Source organism: Thiomicrorhabdus sp. Kp2 (assembly GCF_000478585.1).
Classification (GTDB): Bacteria; Pseudomonadota; Gammaproteobacteria; order Thiomicrospirales; family Thiomicrospiraceae; genus Thiomicrorhabdus.
This window is the reverse complement of record NZ_ARWI01000001.1, coordinates 2,070,498-2,090,483: the sequence shown is the minus strand read 5'-3', so window position 1 is coordinate 2,090,483 and position 19,986 is coordinate 2,070,498. Positions and strand designations below refer to the sequence as shown.

The window sequence follows — 19,986 nt, the reverse complement described above, 5'->3', positions numbered from 1 at the left end:
AACGTATGAAACTCTATAGCGCACAAAGTTCGCAAGCGATTGATCAAGATGCCATTCACAATTTAGGTATCCCAGGCATCCTATTAATGAAACGTGCGGGATTCTTTGCGTTTGATGTATTACAAAAACACTGGCCTGATATCAACCATATCCTGGTTTTTTGTGGAACGGGGAATAACGGTGGCGATGGTTATGTCATCGCCCAGTATGCTTGTTTGGCAGGCTATGACGTAACACTCATTCAAACTGGTAACCCCAACAAGATTAAAGGCGATGCGCTGATTGCTCTTAATGAATTGAAACAGCTTGGCGTTCAGCCTACGCCATTTTCAAAAGAGGTTCTGCAAAATGCTGATTTAATCGTTGATGCCATTTTAGGTACAGGTTTAAACCAACCAATCATAGGTGAAGCCGCTCAAATGATTGAGCAAATCAATCAAACCAATACACCAGTTTTATCTGTGGATATTCCAAGTGGGTTAGACGCTAACACGGGCACTATTCTAGGCTATACGGTTCAGGCAGATATAACCTGTACCTTTATTACCCAAAAACTGGGACTTTATACTTTCCAAGGCCCTGAAGTATGCGGCAAAATCCATTTTAGCCCACTCTTTCTCCCTAAAGCGCTCTACAAAAAACAACAAGCTTTGGCACAAAACCATCCGCTTAAATATTGGTTAAACAAACTCCCTCTTCGTCTAGCATCACATCACAAAGGTGTTTCGGGAACGGTCTGTTTGGTGGGTGGCAATACCACCATGATGGGGGCTATTCAACTAGCAGGCCTGGCAAGTTTAAAAACAGGGGCTGGGCTGGTTAAAATCATTACTCATAAAGAGCATGGTATCGCCATCACCCAAGCGATTCCTGAGTTAATGTGTTATTCAACCGAAGAACTGTTAAACCAGGCAGGCCTGGCAAATGTGATTGGCATTGGCCCAGGATTAGGGCTGGATGAATGGGGTAAACAACTGTTTACCCAAACCCTAGATTTACCGCTTAATAAAGTGATTGATGCCGATGCTTTAAAACACCTAGCCAACCTAGCTAAACAAAAAGAACTGCCAACCAATAACTGGGTATTAACACCTCATCCAGGAGAAGCCGCCCAACTGCTTGAAACGGACACTGCCAGTGTGCAGAAAGACCGAATCACGGCCATTAAACAGCTTCATAAAAAATACGGTGGTGTGATTGTATTAAAAGGCAATGGCACACTGATTTATGATGGTAGCAATATGGAAATCTGTTTAGCAGGCAACCCAGGCATGGCGGTTGGCGGAATGGGCGATATATTAACAGGCACAATTGCCACCTTTATTGCTCAAGGCTTATCCCTTTGGAACGCCGCATGTTTAGGCGTTAGCTTACACGCCCACGCAGGAGACATACTCGCCAACCAAAGTGGTCAGCCAGGAATTTTGCCCTCTGAAGTTGCACAAGTTATGAGTCAGTTATTAAGTTATAGCGATAGCCCCGTTTCTTAGCTACCTATCAACTGGATGAACTGCGAACTTTTAAGCTACCAGGCCTGGTAAATTAACAGGCCTGGTGTTTTGAAGGGATTTAAATAGCAAGGATAAAGTGAACTTTAGAGAGTTACGCTTTTGGCAAGAAACCTGATAACGTTTGAATATCTTTATATAAAGAGTCTTCATCCACCGCTAAGAGATTGATATGCCCTAATTTACGCCCTGCTCTTTCGGCTTTATCGTACAAATGCAAAAACGCATTTGGCATGGTTAGAACCTTTTCTACAGGCCCTGTTTCACCAATAATATTAATCATGGCGGCAATCGGTTGGCGAGGAGAGGTATCGCCTAATGGTAAGCCAGTAATAGCACGCACATGGTTCTCAAACTGTGAAGTGTACGCCCCCTCAATGGTCCAATGCCCTGAATTATGTACACGTGGTGCCATTTCATTAGCCACTAGCCCATCAACCGTTTCAAACAACTCAAGCGTTAAGACACCGACATGGTCTAACTCATCTAATAAGCTGTGCATATACTCTTCAGCCTGCTGTTGAATCTCTGCGGTGACCTCTCTAGCAGGGGCGATGGTGTAACGCAAAATACCTTCATGATGAACGTTTTGTACTAACGGATAATAGACATGTTCATTATTGGCATTACGCACGGCCACAATAGATAATTCACGTTGAAAATCGACAAAACCTTCTAAAATCAATTCACGATTCCCAATTTCTGACCAGGCCTGGTCAATTTGAGACTCTTCTTTCAAAACAAACTGACCTTTGCCGTCATAGCCTTCGGTGGTGGTTTTCAAAACGGCAGGCAAACCAATCTCTTCTACGGCAATCTTTAAACTCTCTAAAGAGTCCACCACCTGGTAAGGCGCACAAGGAATATTTAACTGGTCAAACATCCCTTTTTCACGACCACGGTGCTGAGAAACAAACAGGGATTTTTCTGCGGGATAGACTGGCGTGGTTTTAGCGATTTCTCTGACTTGTTCTACAGAGGTATTTTCACTTTCATAGGTAATGACATCAGCAAACTCTACTAACTGATTAAGCGAGTTAGTGTCATCAGACTGGTTGTACATATGACCCAACAGTGCAGAGGGTTCATCGTGACTGGTTCCGTAAAAACCAAATTTTTGCCCTAACGGATAGCCAGCAATAGCCAACATGCGTCCAAGTTGACCTGCACCTAATACTCCAATGCGTTTTGTAATCGGGGTCATCACCTTCTCCAAATAAAAAAACCGTAATGGTGGGCATTTTATCAAACAACCACCAAAACGGTTTTAAAAAACGTTGTATTCAGTTTGCTTAATGATTTTATTAAGCGGTTAACGACTTGCTGTTAACAAATTATTCCACACGAGGATCTGGATTTTCTAATACAAAATCCGTTTGCTCTTCTCTAAAATTAGCCACTGCTGTACGAATCGCAGGATTAGAATTACCTACAATCTGCGATGCCAAAATACCTGCGTTTTTTGCCCCCGCTTCACCAATCGCTAAAGTACCAACAGGGATTCCACCAGGCATTTGTACAATGGATAGTAACGAGTCTTGACCACTTAATGCACGTGACTGAACCGGCACACCTAAAACAGGTACAACCGTTTTAGCCGCTACCATACCTGGTAAATGTGCAGCGCCGCCAGCACCAGCAATAATCACTTGCAACCCTCTTTCCTCGGCCTGTTCCGCGTATTCAAACATCAAATCTGGCGTTCTGTGCGCTGAAACCACCTTCACCTCATGCGGTACACCAAAAATCTCTAACATATCTACAGCGTGCTTCATGGTTGGCCAATCGGATTTTGAACCCATAATTACGCCAACTAATGGTTGCTTCATTTCACTCATGTTTTAATACCTTAGAAATAGGGAAAGCGAAGTATTCTACATTTTTAAGCTAAAACGTCAACTTTAATCAGTCATAACTATTTGAATCAACTGGATAAGTGTTTTTAGTTCAAACTTGCTTTCCATTGATATTCACCCATCTGTTAGAATGGCGTACTTGGCGAACAAATTCAGTATAACTGCTAAACAGACTCACAATAACAGACTTAATTAAAATGAAATTCATTTACGGCATATTTTGTTTTTTTATTCTCAGCATCCAAGGTTGCTCACAGCAAACGGATGCGGTTCAATTACCTGAAACCGTTAAGGCTGAGAATGGTCTTCCAGAATACCATTTTGCAGTACATCCACTACACAACCCAACCCGCCTATTTGAAGTGTTTCACCCTCTCATTGAATATTTAAACAACAATATACCTGAAGCAACATTTGAAGTTGAAGCTTCTCGTAATTATGCCAGTTTTGATGATAAATTAAAGAATAGAAGCGTGCCTTTCGCCCTACCAAATCCATACCAAACATTAATCGCTATGGAACATGGTTATAACGTGATTGCCAAAATGGGCGATGATGAAAACTTTAAAGGCATTATTTTGGTACGCAAAGACAGTGGCATTACCAAGCCCAGAGATCTAAAAGGCAAAACGGTAAGCTACCCAGCGCCAACCGCATTAGCCGCCACAATCCTTCCACAATATTATTTACAAACCCACGGCTTGGACATTAATCAAGACATAGAGAACAAATATGTTGGCTCGCAAGAGTCCTCCATTATGAATGTCTTTTCAGGCACCGTAGCCGCTGGCGCAACCTGGCCACCGCCCTGGAATGCGCTATCCGCCGAAAACCCTGAACTCAAAAAACAGCTTAAAGTTGTCTGGCAAACTCAATCTTTACCTAATAATAGTGTAGTGGTAAGAGATGACATACCTAAAAACATTGCCATTAAAGTACAAAAACTAATGGCTGATTTACATAAACACCCAGAGGGTCAAGAGATTTTACAAAGAATGTATTTATCTCAATTTGAGAAGGCGGATAATACCACCTACCAAACAGTCCAAAACTTTATTAAAAATTTTGAACAAAAGGTTAGACCCCTTTAAAAAACGATTGACTAAAACCTACACACAAAACTTTTGCTATATCGTGTATTTACTACCAACTTTTAACATTAAAATGATTAAGGCCTAACATGTTTAAAGAGATTTTCTCTCATTCAATAAAACGCAAGCTTATTATCGGGATTGCGGCTTTGCATGCCATTTTAATGACCATTTTTGTCACGGATTTAGTCAATCGTCAACACAACTTTTTAATTAAAGAGTCTCATAGCTCCACAGCAGGTATAGCCAAAACCCTAGCCACAAACAGTATTCCATGGGTTCTCTCAAATGATACTGCTGGATTAAATGAGATTATTCAATCCCAGTCACAGCAACCTAATTTTGTCTACGCAATGATTACCGACACCCGCGGTAAGGTTCTTGCATTTCATCATCAAAATACATCTGCACCCAAACTAGTAGGTGAACACATTCCTCGTCACTTTCTTGCTAAGCCGTTATCGAAAGACGGCGTAGTTATTTTTGACGATAACAACACTCAAATCGATTTAGCCGCTCCAATTAAAGTTAAAGGTACTTTAATTGGTTGGGCAAGAATCAATATGAGCAGACAAAACATATTCAACAGTGTGCAATGGATTACAGTGGAAGGCATGCTATATACCTTAATAGCGATTCTTATCGGTACCTTCTTTGCTTGGCGCATGGGGCGTGGGCTAACTCAAGGCATTTACCAACTGATTGACGCAACACAGCAAGTAAAAGCTGGAGAACGCAAGATTAACATTACACTCAATCGCAACGATGAGCTGAAAACGCTTTCCAATAATTTTCAAGACATGCTCAATACCCTTAGTTCAAAAGAACAAGAGCTTTTCTCTGAAAAGGAACGATTAGAAATTACATTAAAATCGATTGGTGATGGTGTCATCACAACAGATCGTGATGGCCTGATAACATACATAAACCCTGTTGCTGAGATGTTAACAGGCTGGAGTAGCCACTCAGCAAAAGGCATACACATTGAGGAAGTCTTTAAAATCTACCATGAAAAGACCATGCTGCCAGTTAAAAACCCTGCATTAGAAAGCATGATTAAAAACAAAGTGCTCTATCTACAAAACCACACTGTTCTTATTAATCGAGCAGGTGAAAAAATCTCTATTGAGGACTCAGGCGCACCATTAGTCGAACTTTCTGGCGATATCATTGGTTCAGTTTTGGTTTTTCATGATGCGACTGAAGCCCATCAATTACGCAAACAGCTTACCTGGCAAGCGTTACATGACAGTTTAACAGGCCTGGAAAACCGTCAAGCTTTTGAAAATCATCTTGAAGATTTAATTGAGAAAAGCAATAAAAGCCCACAGTTAGAACATTGCTTAATCTATATTGACTTAGACCAATTTAAAGTCGTCAATGATACCGTTGGACATACTGCAGGTGATGAACTTCTTAAACAAATCGCCACTATTATCCATAAGCAAGTCCGAGATTCAGACCTACTTGCCAGAATTGGTGGCGATGAATTTGCCATTCTTTTAGAAAACTGTTCAATAGCGAATGCACAAAACGTTGCTGAAAAAGTACGGCTTGCTGTCAGCAAACACCGTTTTGTTTGGGAAAATCGTGTTTTTGATATTGGTACTAGCCTTGGCATTACCAGCATTAAAAGCTTTATGAATAAAACGACCATAATGAGTCAAGCCGATATCGCCTGCTACATTGCAAAACGTAATGGCCGAAACCGAATGCACATCTTTAAAGAAGATGATCAAATTCTAACTCAAGAACTCTCTAGATTAGATTGGGTAAATCGCATAAAACGTGCCATTGAGAATGAAGACTTTGTCCTTTATGCACAACAAATTGTGCCTCTACAAGACAACAAACATAAAAAAGCCTATGAAATATTAGTCCGTTTGCTAACCCCTGAAGGTGACATTATCGGTCCTGATCAATTTTTACCTGCTGCAGAACGTTTTAATTTAATGGGCGCTTTAGACCTTTATATTGTGAAACATGCATACCAATGGTTACAAGACCACTTTGATGAAGTAGAACTATTAAACATCAATATTTCTGGGCAATCACTTGACGATGAAAACTTTAACCAAGCCCTGCTTGATATTCTGGCCAAAGATAGCAAAATCAATCAAAAAATATGTTTTGAAATTACCGAAAGTACCGCTATTACACACATGTCAGCGAGCATTGTCTTTCTACATAGTATAAAAAATCATGGCTGCCAACTCGCTCTCGATGATTTTGGTTCAGGATTTTCTTCTTTTGGTTGGCTAAAAACACTGCCTGTTGACTACGTCAAGATTGATGGCACCTTTATACTGGATGCCCTTAATGACAAGGTTGATGCCGCAATGGTGAGAGCGATTCACCAAATCAGTGGTGAAATGAAAATTGAAACCATTGCCGAATTTGTAGAAAATCAAGAAGTTTCAGATTGGTTAAAATCAGTTGGAATCGACTATGCTCAAGGCTACCACTACCATAAACCAACATTATTGCAGGATATTTTATAGCGATAAGGTTTGCCTTTTATAAGCTGTTTTTTGAATCAACAATAAAATAGGTGTCACCTCCTAACGCCTTAGCCCCTTTTTTGGCTTTAGTGGCATAGGATGACAGTTTTTGGGTATGCTCAAAAGACTTGGGGGGCACCAATAAAATACCAATAGATAAACTCATCAAGTGATAAAACTTACTGTTTCCATCCCTATCTAGCGAATCTATTCCCCCTCTTAACTGATCTTGTTCGTTATAAAAATGTAAGATTTCTTCTTTAAATGTTTTTAATATCCGTTCAGCCCAGACAACATGCTCTTCAATAAAGGTACTCATAACCACAAAGTCATCTCCACCAATATGCCCAACAAAGGTTTCTCCATGTATGACTTGCTCTTCTGGCATAGCCTGATTAAGAATATCGGCGATCAAACGAATAACACCATCTCCTTCCTCAAAACTATAGTTATCATTAAAGGGCTTAAAATTATCCACATCAATATACATCACCATAAAGTCTTGCTGGCTTTTTAACAGTTTATTGAGTTTTTTCTGAATGGGTACATTCCCTGGCAGGCCTGATAGAGGGTTGGCATACTGCGCACTTTCAACCTTTAAATCGGTTATTTTTCTCAACAGGTCTTTAAAGTCTCCACAGCCTAAATATTTTTTCTTTTTCTCAACGATAAATGCGTCTCTAGAACCAAACTCATTGCTATCGGTAACCAAACGACTTAAATCAACCAAAGAGGTTCTTGAGTCAACAATAATCGGCGTTTTATCCATTACACTCGCCACAGATTTTCGCGCATGCAACTCTTGACCAAACTTACGCGCAAGCAAATCCATTAAATCCCGACGCCATATCATTCCCACAACCTGTTTATTTTCAACAACAGGAAAATAATCAAATTCAGCATGTTCTAAAAACATCTCAGAAACCGCATTAACCAGCTGATTAGGCTTAACTTGAGGGTGTTCAAATGCAATCTCAGCAACGGTTGCTTCGCCCTTTTCAGCCTTATTTTCTATCTGTGTTTCAGGCCATTCGTACAGTAAATCTTCGCAAATAATCTCTTCTGGTTTTTTAAATAAAAAACCCTGCACTAAATCCACTCCTAGAAACGTCAAGACCTCTAGCTCTTTTTCGGATTCCACACCTTCGGCCACTACTTTGGTGTTGGTGCTTTTTGCCAAAGCCATTAAGGTTTCCATAAACATTCTTTTATCATCATTCAGATGTATATCAGAAACAAAATGACGGTCTATCTTCACAAAATCGGGACGAAGCTCTGACCAAATACGTAACCCGTTATAGCCACTACCTAAATCATCAATAGCCACTTTAAAACCAATGGAGCGATAATAATTTATAGCGGTAATAAAGGCTTCAAAATTATCTACAGGTTGTAACTCGGTAATTTCAATCACCACTCTTTCAGGAGAAATTCCAAAAAACTCTAGAGCATCAAGCGTTATCCCCTTCTGATGCGCAGAGTTCATCACCGCATTAATAGAGATATTAAGAAACAGATGCAGGTGCTCATCTTTAGCGGCCTGTTTTGCAAAAGATTGGATGGTTGATATTCTTGAAAAGGTATCTAACTCATAGAGAACGCCTTGCTCATCAGCAACTTTAAATAAATTTAAGGGATGGTAGAGAACAGAATCGAATGGACCACGAACCAATCCCTCAAAAGCACACACTCGCTTGCGTTTAATATCAATAATGGGTTGAAAAACACATTGAAGTTTTTTGTTATCCACAATATCCAATAACTCGCTACCCAAACCAGATTGCATTAACATAAGACGCTGGCTTGCATCCAGCACACTGGTAGGATGAAATTCGGAATGATTAGAGTTTGAGTTTTTGAACAAAGGCATAAAAGGTCTTAACCATTTTTTGATATTAGAGTCCGCTAATGTTAATTTCAACCCCTCTCTTATTGATTAAATTGTCATTAAGTTCGTATGACAGAGATGTTACAAGCACATTTCCGTTCTATGTTTCCCCTACAACTTGAACCTACAAAAAAAATATTAGATAATACACATATGCGCCGATTTGATTATCAGCTTGCGGGCGCTTTAAAAAGTACGGCTAAAGCGAGGAACCCTTCTATAGATTTCGTTCCCAGCAATTCCCCGTACCTCGTTATTAATTCACTATTCTTTTCGAGGAACACAATATGACTAAAACAACCGTTTTTACTTCTGAATCTGTATCAGAAGGCCATCCAGACAAAATCGCCGACCAAATTTCGGATGCGATGCTGGATGCTATCTTAAAACAAGACCCTCGCGCTCGTGTGGCTTGTGAAACCTTTGTTAAAACAGGCATGGTAATGCTGGGTGGTGAAATCACCACTGAAGCTTGGGTTGATCAAGAAGAACTGGTACGTAAAGTCGTCAAAGAAATTGGTTACGACCATGGAGATTTAGGGTTTGATGGTGAAACTTGCGCGGTACTCTCTTCAATTGGCAAGCAATCACCTGAAATTGCGATGGGGGTTGATGATACAGCAGAACACGAGCAAGGCGCGGGTGACCAAGGTTTAATGTTTGGTTACGCATCCAATGAAACCGATGTGTTAATGCCAGCACCTATCTACTACGCTCACCGTTTAATGGAGCGCCAAGCGTATGTGCGTAAATCAGGCCAACTTGATTGGCTCCGCCCTGATGCCAAAAGCCAAGTGACGTTACGTTATGAAGATGGCCAACCCGTTGCGATTGATGCGGTGGTACTTTCTACTCAGCACGGCCCAGAGGTTGATAATAAAACTCTACGTGAAGCCATTATGGAAGAAATTATTAAACCCGTTTTACCAGCTGAATGGTTACACAAAGACACCCAGTACCATATTAACCCTACAGGGCGCTTTGTGATTGGTGGGCCAGTAGGTGATGCTGGATTAACTGGACGTAAAATCATTGTAGACACTTACGGTGGTATGGCACGTCACGGCGGTGGGGCATTCTCTGGTAAAGATCCATCAAAAGTAGACCGGTCAGCGGCTTATGCAGGTCGTTATGTGGCTAAAAACATTGTGGCTGCTGGTTTAGCAGACAAGTGTGAAATTCAAGTTTCTTATGCCATCGGTGTAGCAGAACCAACGTCAATCAGCATCGAAACTTTTGGCACTGAAAAAGTGGATATTCAGTTAATCGAAAGATTAGTACGTGAACACTTTGACTTGCGCCCTAAAGGGCTTATTGCTATGTTAGATTTGTATCGTCCAATCTACCAAAAGACCGCATCTTATGGTCACTTTGGCCGTGAATTACCTGAATTCACCTGGGAAAAAACCGATAAAGCAGATGCCCTAAGAGCAGACGCAGGACTATAAGACTGTCTAGTTTAGTCAATTTTAAATTCAAGATTTAACCAGGCCTGGTAACATTCAAAGACCAGGCCTGGTCGTTTTAAAAGAGAGACAAAATGAAATCTCAACAAAAATACGCTCAAAAATTTAGTTTGGAGTTTTTTCCACCAAGAACCGAACCAGGCATGGATAAACTTAAAACCGTCATTAATGAACTTGGGGCTTTAAACCCTGAGTATATGTCAGTGACTTATGGTGCGGGTGGCACTACACAAGAAAAAACGCTGGAAACGGTTAAATATATCCAGCAAAACACACCACATGCAGCTGCGCCACACTTAACTTGTATTGGCGCTTGCCAAGAGAGTGTTACAGAATTACTGGATACCTATGAAGCATTAGGCATCAAACGTATTGTGGCCCTGCGTGGCGATTTGCCTTCAGGTATGATGGACCCAGGTGAATTTAAATACGCCAGTGACTTAGTCAAATTCATTAAAGATACTCGTGGTGATACCTTTCACATTGAAGTGGCCGCTTACCCAGAAACCCATCCGCAAGCGCGTAACTGTGACATTGGTATTAAGTGGTTTAAGCATAAGGTTGAGCAAGGCGCTGATTCAGCGATTACTCAATACTTCTTTAACTTTGACAGCTACCGTTATTTCATTGATAACTGTGAGCGTAATGGCATTGACCTACCGATTATTCCTGGCATTATGCCAATCACCAACTATGAGAACTTAATTCGTTTTTCTGAAGGTTGTGGCGCTGAAGTACCACGTTGGTTAAAGTGTCGTTTAGAGAGTTTTGAAGACGATAAAGAGAGCCTACTCTCTTTTGGTAAAGATGTGGTTCAAGAATTAGCTCAGAAGCTACTCGATGCAGGCGCTCCTGGTATTCATTTTTATAGCATGAATAGCATTGAACCCACTTTAGAAATCACTAAAAATCTAACTTTTAAATAGAGTATCCATCTATGCGTATCTCTCGCTTGTTTTTAGAAGGTAATTACCAAGCAAACCAAACCATTGCTCTACCTAAAGAACAAGCGCACTATGCACTAACGGTTTTGCGTTTAAAAAATGACTATGTAATTGAGGCTTTTAATGGCAAAGGTTTATTAGCCAAAGGTAAACTTATTGTAACCAGTCGCAGAACCGCTGACCTTTTAATTGAAACCGTTGAAGAGTCTAATAATGAATCACCCCTCCATACCGTATTGGTACAAGGTATTTCTAAAGGTGACCGAATGGATTACTCCATTCAAAAGGCGGTAGAGCTCGGAATTACAACGATTCAACCAATCTTCACTGAACGTTGTGATGTAAAACTGCAAGACGATAAGCTTGAAAAACGTCGTGCACAATGGCAGTCCATTGTCATTAATGCTTGTGAACAGAGTGGTCGAACAGTAGTCCCTAAAATACAGCCCATCTTAACTTACCAGGCCTGGTTAAACCAACTATCAGAACCTTTTGGTTTAGTTCTAGACCCTTATGCCAGCCATACGCTCAAAAGCATTTCTCAACCGCCCATAGAGCACCCAATCCAATTACTTATTGGACCTGAAGGTGGTTTAACCGAAGAAGAGGTATTGCAGGCCAAGCAAGCTGGATTAACCCCTGTTCAATTAGGGCCACGTGTATTGCGCACCGAAACTGCTGGACCCGCTATTATTGCCATAATACAAACCCTTTGGGGTGATTTTTAATTTTTCGGATTAAAAACCATTAACAGACTTGAACGGTAAGCCATTATCTTAAACCCTCTAGTTAACTTTACCCATGACCACTTTTACCATTTAGAGTAAAATGATTTTAAGTTCATATTATTAGCTAAGAGTTACCCAATACAGTAATGAGAAAAAGTAGCATTCTAAATAGATGGTTGTTGTTATGTTTTTCGCTGTCTTGGGTTTTCACCTCACCGACACTCTTAGCCAACACATCTGAAGACGTAGTTTCTAAAGCGCAACAAACACCTCATAACAAGCCCGCTTTAGAGCCCGTTTCTTTACAGCTAAAATGGTTACACCAATTTCAATTTGCGGGTTATTACGCCGCCAAAATAAAAGGCTTTTATGAAGAAGAGGGCCTTGATGTCACCATTAAGCCTCGCGATACTTTCGTCAACAACATTGAGCAAGTAATGAATGGTGAATCTGAATATGGCATTGCTGACTCAATAATTATGCTCTATTTATCTAAAGGCGCCCCGCTTTCTATCGTTGCACCGATCTTTCAGCACTCCCCTCAAGTGTTTATCACCTTAAAATCAAGTGGAGTCAATAGCCTATATGACTTAGAAGGTAAAAACATCGCTTTTTACACTAAAGATACTGATGGATTTCCGTTATTAGCCATGATGAACCACAATAACATTGTCCCTAACCTTGAGCGGATAATGATTAAAACGGGACCTGAAATGTTACTCACAGGGCGAGTTCAAGCTTACCCGAGTTACCTATCTAATGAACCTTACTTTTTTCTTAAAAAAGGTGTAAAAATCAACATCCTAAATCCGATGAACTATGGGGTTGATTTGTATGGAGACATGTTATTTACCAATCTAAATGAACGTAATAAACACCCAGAACGAGTTGAACGTTTTAAACGGGCTTCTATCAAAGGCTGGCAATATGCACTTAACCATAAAGAAGAACTTATTGATTACATCATTAACGACTTAAAAGTGGACAAAAGTCGTGAACACCTGGCTTATGAAGCCAATGTCATTGAAGAAGCAATACAGCCCAATTCAACACCTATCGGAACCTTAAATGAAGGACGCTTAAAATATATAGAAAAACTGTTTATCAAACACAACTTAATCAATAATAAACTCGATTTTTCTCAAGGCATCTATCACGAAGAAATACATCAGTTAACCTTTTCTCAACAAGAAGTGACCTGGCTTAAAAAGCACCCTACGGTAAAAGTCGCCATTGATCCAAACTGGGCTCCCATTGACTTCGTAACCGATAAAGGTGAGTATCAAGGCATTGCCAATGAGTATTTTAAATACTTACACTCGTTTACTGGGATTAAATTTATTCCAGAAACCAATCTCAATTGGGAGCAGTCGGTACAGCAGGTCAAAGACCGCCAACTTGATATGTTCTCAGCTGTTGTGAATACACCTGAGCGCAGAAAATATTTGAATTTCACCTCGCCCTATCTTAAATTCCCCATGGTCATTGCCACCCAAAAAGGGCAAGACTATATCAAAGATTTAACATCGCTCAACAACGCTACTATTGCCGTAGTCAAAAGTTATGCCGCTCAAGAACTATTAACCGCAAACTACCCGAAACTTACCCTGTTATTAGTAGACAACCCAAAACAAGGTTTAGAAGCTGTATCTCAAGGAAAAGCCTTTGGTTATGTTGATAATATTGCGGTTGTCGGCTATCACATCCGTGAGGATGGACTTACTAATATTCAAATCAGTGGCGAAACGCCTTTTAGAGCTGATGTTTCTATGGCTATTCGTAAAGACTGGCCAGAGTTACAATCGATTCTACAAAAAGCATTTGACAGTATGGACGCTCAAACCCACTCTGAACTAAGTAACTCTTGGCTACAAATTGACTACAAAACTCAAATAGAGTGGCGCAGGGTTACTTTTATTCTGATACCCATCCTCATAGTCGCATTAATGATTTTGCTTTATAACAGAAAACTCAAACAGCTAAACAATAAACTCACACAGAGCAATGAACAGCTTCTTGACATCCAGTCTGATTTAAAACAGACAAACGACAAACTAGAGACACTCTCAACGACTGATTTTTTAACAGGCACTTTTAATAGAAAGCATATCGATCAAATCTTAGAAGAGGAAGTCAGTAGAAGTGAGCGCTACAACAATGCCCTCAGTCTATTAATGATAGATTTGGATAATTTCAAACAGATCAACGACCTATATGGGCACCTAATTGGGGATCAAGTACTCATAAAAGTCAGTGAACACTTGAGCAAACACATTCGTAAATCCGACACGCTTGGGCGCTGGGGTGGCGAAGAGTTTATGATTATTTGCCCCTCTTCAGACCAACAACAGGCACTTGAACTTGCCAATAAACTATTACAAAAAATCAGAGAACTCACTTTTGAGCAAGGTTTTACACAAACCGCTAGCATCGGGGTAGCTACATTGAAAAAGCAAGAATCTATTCTGGATTTTGTCGCTCGAGCAGACAGTTACCTCTATAAAGCGAAGCAACTTGGTAAAGACCAAGCCATTTCAAGTGAAACTGAAGAAATCATCGTATAAATTCTCTCTCAACGAGGGTTAGATTTTAAAATCGTTTATTTCAAACTGCGTATAATAAGTCATAACTTATACCTAGAGACCTATGTGCAAGCATACACTTGTGCAAAGTTCTTACAGAGCCAGTCGTTCTAATTTGAACGACCCACAATAGATGAAGAGATGTTCACATGCCATCAACAAACCAAGTGCCACATTTACAAACAGCATTAACCGGCCCTCTGCTCGAGTTAGAAGAGCAAATTTTATCTCACCGAACAGAGATTGAAGCTTGGTTTAGAAAACAGTTTAAAAACACCCCCGCTCCATTTTATGGTTCGGTTGATTTACGTAATGCGGGCTATAAATTGGCTCCAGTAGATACCAATCTCTTTCCAGCAGGGTTCAACAACTTACACCCTGACTTACGCTCACTTGCTGTACATGCTGCACAAAATGCAGTCACTCAGGTTTGCCCTATTGCTGACGGTGTTCTGATTATTCCAGAAAACCACACTCGTAATATGTTCTACTTTGAAAACCTTTATGCCTTACAAAACATTCTAGAAAATGCTGGCTACGAAGTGCATATTGGTTCACTAAACCCTGAATTAAATGCCCCCATGGTAATTGAATTACCCTCTGGCAATGTCTTAATATTAAAACCGCTGGTTCGTGAAGGTAATCGTGTTGGTGTTGAAAACTTTTTCCCTTGTGCCGTATTACTCAATAATGATTTATCTGCTGGTCGTCCAGAAATTTTAGAAGGTATTGAACAAACCTTATTACCCCCCATGGAACTGGGCTGGGCAAATCGCTATAAAACAGAACATTTTGCACACTATTCCGATGTGACTGAATCATTTGCCAAACTCATCAATATTGACCAGTGGCTGATTAACCCCATGTCAATCCCCTGTGGCCCAATTAACTTTAAAGACCGTACAGGCCTGGAAGATTTAGCGCAAGCGGTCAATAACGTACTTGAAAAAACACAAAGTTATTACGATACGCATCATATCGACTGCAAACCTTTTGTCATCGTTAAATCGGACAGTGGTACTTACGGCATGGCCATTATGTCGGTTTATAGCCCAGAAGACATCTTAAATTTAAACCGTAAACAACGTAATAAGATGGCCTCAGTTAAAGAAGGGTTACAAGTTGAGCAGATGTTGGTTCAAGAAGGTGTATACACCTATGAAACCATTAATGATGCCGTAGCTGAACCTGTGGTTTATATGATTGGTAGTCAGGTTGTTGGTGGGTTTTATCGTGTTCATACAGGTAAAACGGCAACCGATAACTTAAATTCGCCTGGTATGCATTTTGAACCACTCTCTTTTGAAGAATCTTGTGTATTGCCCGATGAAAACCAAAACCCAGACGCGAGCCCAAATCGCTTTTATGCCTATGGAGTTATTGCTCGTTTAGCCTTATTAGCGGCGGCAAGGGAGATTGCCGATTCAAAAGGTCAGCTTCCTGATATCAACGCCATTTAATCATTAAGCAATTACCACCGTTAGAGTAAAAAGGAAATATTCATGGCTTACCGTGTTGGCATTGTAATGGACCCCATTTCAGGCATTAAACCCCATAAAGACAGTTCATTTGCCATGCTGTTAGAAGCTCAGCGCCGTGGGCATGAATTGGTTTATATGCAGCCTGAAGACCTCTATTTAAAAAATGGTAAAGCCTTTGCCATGACGAGCGAACTTAAAGTTTGGGATAGAGCAAAAGAAGAGCAGTTTTATGGTTTTGGCGCCTCCCATGATATCGCCCTAAATACCTTAGATATTATTCTTATACGCCAAGACCCACCGTTTACAAACGATTATCTATATAGCACCCACATACTTGAACAAGCCGAGGCGGAAGGCGTGTTAGTGGTCAATAAACCACAAAGTTTACGTGACGCTAATGAAAAGCTTTTTGCCAGCTGGTTTCCCGAGTGCATTCCTCCGACCTTAGTCACCGCTTCAGCAGAGAAACTAAAAAGTTTTATTCAAGATCATCAAGACACCATTTTAAAGCCACTTGATGCGATGGGAGGCGCCTCTATTTTTAGAGTGCGCAAAGATGACCCAAATATCAGTGTCATTATTGAAACCATGACCGAACATGGCAAGCATCACATTATGGCGCAAGTCTATCTGCCAGAAATCAAAGCGGGCGATAAACGTATTTTACTGATTAACGGTGAACCGATTGATTACACCTTGGCCAGAATTCCTGCCCAAGGCGAAACACGTGGCAATATTGCCGCAGGTGGTACGGGCGTTGGCATGGAAATCACCGAACGTGAACGCTGGTTATGCCAGCAAATTGCACCCGTATTAAAATCCAAAGGGCTTTATTTTGTGGGGTTAGACGTGATTGGTGATTACATTACTGAAATTAATGTGACTAGCCCAACTTGCATTCGCGAGCTTGATAGTCAATTCCACCTCAATATTGCTGGCACTTTATTTGATTGCCTTGAAGGGCAATTAGCTCAATAATTGACTGATAACCACGAAGACACGAAAGCACGAAGAATTCTAAAGTCTAACACCAGTTTAATTTGAGAAAATAGCCGTACTAATCGCCATTCGTTATTCGTTATTCGTTACAAAACCTTATAAATAAAGTATCTATGTCGCATGAATTAAAACACATAAACGCTGTTATTTCTCATCGCTATACTTCTTTTTAAACCTTCGTGTCTCTGTGTCTTTGTGGTTAATTTTTTTTACAATACTGACTAATCAATCACCAAATATGGAGACCCTGCTACACGAATCGATTTAGTGTAACTGTTGAACAATCGCGTTTTCCAACTCACCTAAAGAGGTATCTAACTGTTCAGTCACACTCTCAAAGTCCACAATTAACTCATCAATCAACTCCAGTTTATCTAGCGTTAAACCACCATCACGACGTAACTCCAAAATCGATTCAACCGCTTTATGTTGACGATAGTGTAAATCTTCAATTTGACGCCATACATTTAACTGTTCCACAGAAGCATTAGCCTGCAAAATCTGTTTTAATGCCATTCCTACTGCACACTTAGTTGGGTCTAAGCTTGTCTCTTCATTAAAAGAGACATTAACGCCATTTAAATACGATTGGGCATTAATTTTCCATAAGCGCATCTGCTGACGTATCTCACTTAAATTTACTCCATAAACCTCTCGATTAAGCGCACCGTCTTCATGTTTAGGGTCGCAATTTAACTTAAACTTTTGAACTTCATAGTTGAGGATACCTGCTTGTTCATTTAAGCCTCTAGCGGTTGCCGTAGACTCCTCTACCAATGTCGCATTACTTTGTAGGTTGGTATCCAGTACTTTAATTGCATGGGTAATCTGAGTAACATTACGCTGTTGTTCTTCGATTGAAACCACAACTTGAGAGAGCGTGCTACCAATTTGTGACACACCCTCATCTACTTCGGTAAAAACGGCATGGGTCGCTTGCACCTTGTCAGAACCTTCTTTAACCTTATTACCAGACTCTTGAATCAAATGTTTAATATCTTTAGCGGCTTCAGCAGACTTGCCTGCCAGGTTTCTAACCTCTCCAGCCACCACCGCAAAACCACGACCATGCTCACCCGCTCGTGCGGCCTCTACGGCAGCATTTAACGCTAATAAGTTGGTTTGAAAAGCGATGCCATCAATTAATCCAATAATCGCCTCGATCTTTTCGGAGGTTTCTGAAATACTTTGCATTGCATGGATGGAGTCATCCATGGCAATTCGTGCATTTTGGTTAAGCGCCATGGCATTATTTGCCAGTTGAGCGACACTTGATAACGATTCACTGTTACTCGCTTGCATATCATTAATCACACTCATACTTGTGTTAACTTCTTGAAGCGTCTCGGTAGCCACTTGTGTACGTTCCGCCAGATCCATTGCAGCATTTGATGACTCTTTCGCCGAAAGTAAAGTCGCATTAGAGACTTCTTTAATCTGCAACATAATGCCACACAAGTTATCCAAAGAGACATTTGTCGCCCCTTTCATGGCATCCAAAGTACCACTTAGCGGTTTTTCAATACGACCTTGCATATCCCCATTGGCTAGATTCACCAGTATCTTAACCACATCCTCAATCGTACTATTTAGGCTTTTTAATAAGTTATTGATATTATTGGCTGAATAGAGATAAAAACCATCTAAGCCTTCAGTATCAATCGTCACATCCATATGGCCTCTAGCCGCTATATTTAAGGCGTTATCTAAGGTTTTTTCAATCTTACGTTGTTGGGTTAAATCGGTCCACTCCAACACGGCTCCAATACACTCATTTCGATCGTTCAACACTGGGTTTTTGACCACTCTAATAGTGAGGCCTGCCAAACTGACCTCTTTATCTATTGTCTCCATTAAGTTATTAGTAAATAACGGGTCTAACGAAGCTGTTTGATTAAATAAAAGAAGAGAGTGGTCTTTGAGTTGATTGCCATCAAACCCGCTATATTCAGACTGAAACTTGCCATTATTTTTATTAAAGAATCGTTTTAGCACTTGGTTATAAAAAATAATTTTATTATCTCGATTGACCACCATAATAAAATTGGAAGCATTATCTAAAGCGGAGGTTAATCGTAAGTTGTAGTTTAACTGCGCCCTATTCGCCTCATAACTCGCGCCCATCTGAACCTGCATTTTTTTAATATCACTGGCTAATGAAGAAACCCAAGAAGTTCCCATAGTGACCGTTTGCAAGCTAAAATCACCCTCAGCCATCCCTTTAAGCAGATGAGAAAACCCATTAACGCGTTTCTTTAACTGACTGCTCACAAATAAAGCTAACCCTAACATTAGGGTAAAGACAACTAACTGAACACCCCACGGAAAACGCACTAACTCAAGCGCATCCAAAATACCAACAATGCTCATTATGACAATCATTCCAACCAAGACCATAATGGGGTTAAAACGATTGATTAAACAAAATCGGCTGTATAAAGTTTCTATAAAACCGTCTTTAATTGAGACTTTACCTGCCTCAACCTGTTTATATAATTCTGTTGCCGCTTTTTTTTGTGCATTGCTAATCCGCCTGCGCACCGACAAAAAACCAATCACTGTACCGTTTTCTCGAATCGGTGATACATTGGCTTCAACCCAATAATACTCGCCACCTTTGCATCGATTTTTAACTAATTGAACCCAAGGCTTATCTGACTTTAAAGTTTGCCAGAGGTCTTTAAAGACCGTTTTAGGCACATCTGGATGGCGCATAATATTATGCGGTTGGCCAATTAACTCTTCACGTGAATAACCACTAATACGAACAAACGCTTCATTTACATCCGTAATGGTGCCATGCAAATCCGTTTTAGAAACAATGGTTATCCCTTCAGGTACGTCTATTTCTTTATCTACAACAGGTCTATCCATAAGTTCTTCCAGGCTCAAAGAGATTTGATTTAATACTCATCATTGGTATTCGATTAAATCGGGTTAAC

General features: G+C 40.4%; 13 protein-coding genes. 9 read left to right on the top strand and 4 right to left on the bottom strand.

Annotation, left to right across the window (positions count from 1 at the left end; all coding sequences use genetic code 11):
• Positions 1 to 5: 5 nt before the first annotated feature.
• Complete coding sequence (locus A379_RS09435; RefSeq protein WP_040727719.1) at positions 6 to 1,490, top strand: bifunctional ADP-dependent NAD(P)H-hydrate dehydratase/NAD(P)H-hydrate epimerase; 1,485 nt, start codon at positions 6 to 8, stop codon at positions 1,488 to 1,490.
• 112 nt (positions 1,491 to 1,602) lie between these two features.
• Here the strand turns inward: A379_RS09435 and A379_RS09430 are convergent, their stop codons facing one another.
• Both A379_RS09430 and purE read right to left on the bottom strand, forming a co-directional pair.
• Entirely contained in the window at positions 1,603 to 2,712 is a 1,110-nt protein-coding gene (locus tag A379_RS09430) for a 5-(carboxyamino)imidazole ribonucleotide synthase (RefSeq protein WP_040727718.1), read from the bottom strand.
• Between the two features lie 130 nt (positions 2,713 to 2,842).
• Positions 2,843 to 3,346 (bottom strand): 5-(carboxyamino)imidazole ribonucleotide mutase, encoded by a 504-nt coding sequence (gene purE / locus A379_RS09425; protein ID WP_198525670.1) that lies wholly within the window; start codon positions 3,344 to 3,346, stop codon positions 2,843 to 2,845.
• A 215-nt stretch (positions 3,347 to 3,561) separates the two neighbouring features.
• On the opposite strand from purE, the gene A379_RS09420 reads away from it, so the two are divergent.
• Both A379_RS09420 and A379_RS09415 read left to right on the top strand, forming a co-directional pair.
• Positions 3,562 to 4,455 carry a phosphate/phosphite/phosphonate ABC transporter substrate-binding protein gene (locus tag A379_RS09420; protein WP_040727717.1) on the top strand — a complete coding sequence of 298 codons (894 nt, stop codon included), beginning with the start codon at positions 3,562 to 3,564 and terminating at the stop codon, positions 4,453 to 4,455.
• 89 nt (positions 4,456 to 4,544) lie between these two features.
• The gene (locus A379_RS09415) at positions 4,545 to 6,956 is read left to right on the top strand and encodes an EAL domain-containing protein (RefSeq protein WP_051145139.1); all 2,412 of its coding nucleotides are present in this window, start codon (positions 4,545 to 4,547) and stop codon (positions 6,954 to 6,956) included.
• 16 nt (positions 6,957 to 6,972) lie between these two features.
• Here A379_RS09415 and A379_RS09410 read toward each other — a convergent pair whose 3' ends face one another.
• Complete coding sequence (locus A379_RS09410) at positions 6,973 to 8,877, bottom strand: bifunctional diguanylate cyclase/phosphodiesterase (RefSeq protein WP_232744836.1); 1,905 nt, start codon at positions 8,875 to 8,877, stop codon at positions 6,973 to 6,975.
• Between the two features lie 254 nt (positions 8,878 to 9,131).
• Here A379_RS09410 and metK point away from each other — a divergent pair, with 254 nt between their 5' ends.
• The 6 genes from metK (at position 9,132) to gshB (ending at position 17,023) form a co-directional block, all read left to right on the top strand.
• A complete protein-coding gene (gene metK / locus A379_RS09405) occupies positions 9,132 to 10,292 on the top strand; it encodes a methionine adenosyltransferase (protein WP_040727715.1) in 1,161 nt (386 codons plus the stop codon).
• A 92-nt stretch (positions 10,293 to 10,384) separates the two neighbouring features.
• Complete coding sequence (gene metF / locus A379_RS09400; protein ID WP_040727714.1) at positions 10,385 to 11,236, top strand: methylenetetrahydrofolate reductase [NAD(P)H]; 852 nt, start codon at positions 10,385 to 10,387, stop codon at positions 11,234 to 11,236.
• Positions 11,237 to 11,247: 11 nt separating this feature from the next.
• Positions 11,248 to 11,982, top strand: a complete 735-nt coding sequence (locus A379_RS09395; RefSeq protein WP_040727712.1) for a 16S rRNA (uracil(1498)-N(3))-methyltransferase — start codon at positions 11,248 to 11,250, stop codon at positions 11,980 to 11,982.
• A gap of 146 nt (positions 11,983 to 12,128) precedes the next feature.
• A complete protein-coding gene (locus A379_RS09390) occupies positions 12,129 to 14,546 on the top strand; it encodes a diguanylate cyclase (protein ID WP_051145138.1) in 2,418 nt (805 codons plus the stop codon).
• A gap of 167 nt (positions 14,547 to 14,713) precedes the next feature.
• On the top strand, positions 14,714 to 16,024 hold the full coding sequence (gene gshA / locus A379_RS09385; protein ID WP_040727711.1) for a glutamate--cysteine ligase: 1,311 nt from the start codon (positions 14,714 to 14,716) through the stop codon (positions 16,022 to 16,024).
• 42 nt (positions 16,025 to 16,066) lie between these two features.
• On the top strand, positions 16,067 to 17,023 hold the full coding sequence (gene gshB, locus A379_RS09380) for a glutathione synthase (protein ID WP_040727709.1): 957 nt from the start codon (positions 16,067 to 16,069) through the stop codon (positions 17,021 to 17,023).
• Positions 17,024 to 17,308: 285 nt separating this feature from the next.
• Here the strand turns inward: gshB and A379_RS09375 are convergent, their stop codons facing one another.
• Positions 17,309 to 19,918, bottom strand: coding sequence for a methyl-accepting chemotaxis protein (locus A379_RS09375; RefSeq protein WP_040727708.1), 2,610 nt, complete (start codon positions 19,916 to 19,918; stop codon positions 17,309 to 17,311).
• Positions 19,919 to 19,986: the final 68 nt, after the last annotated feature.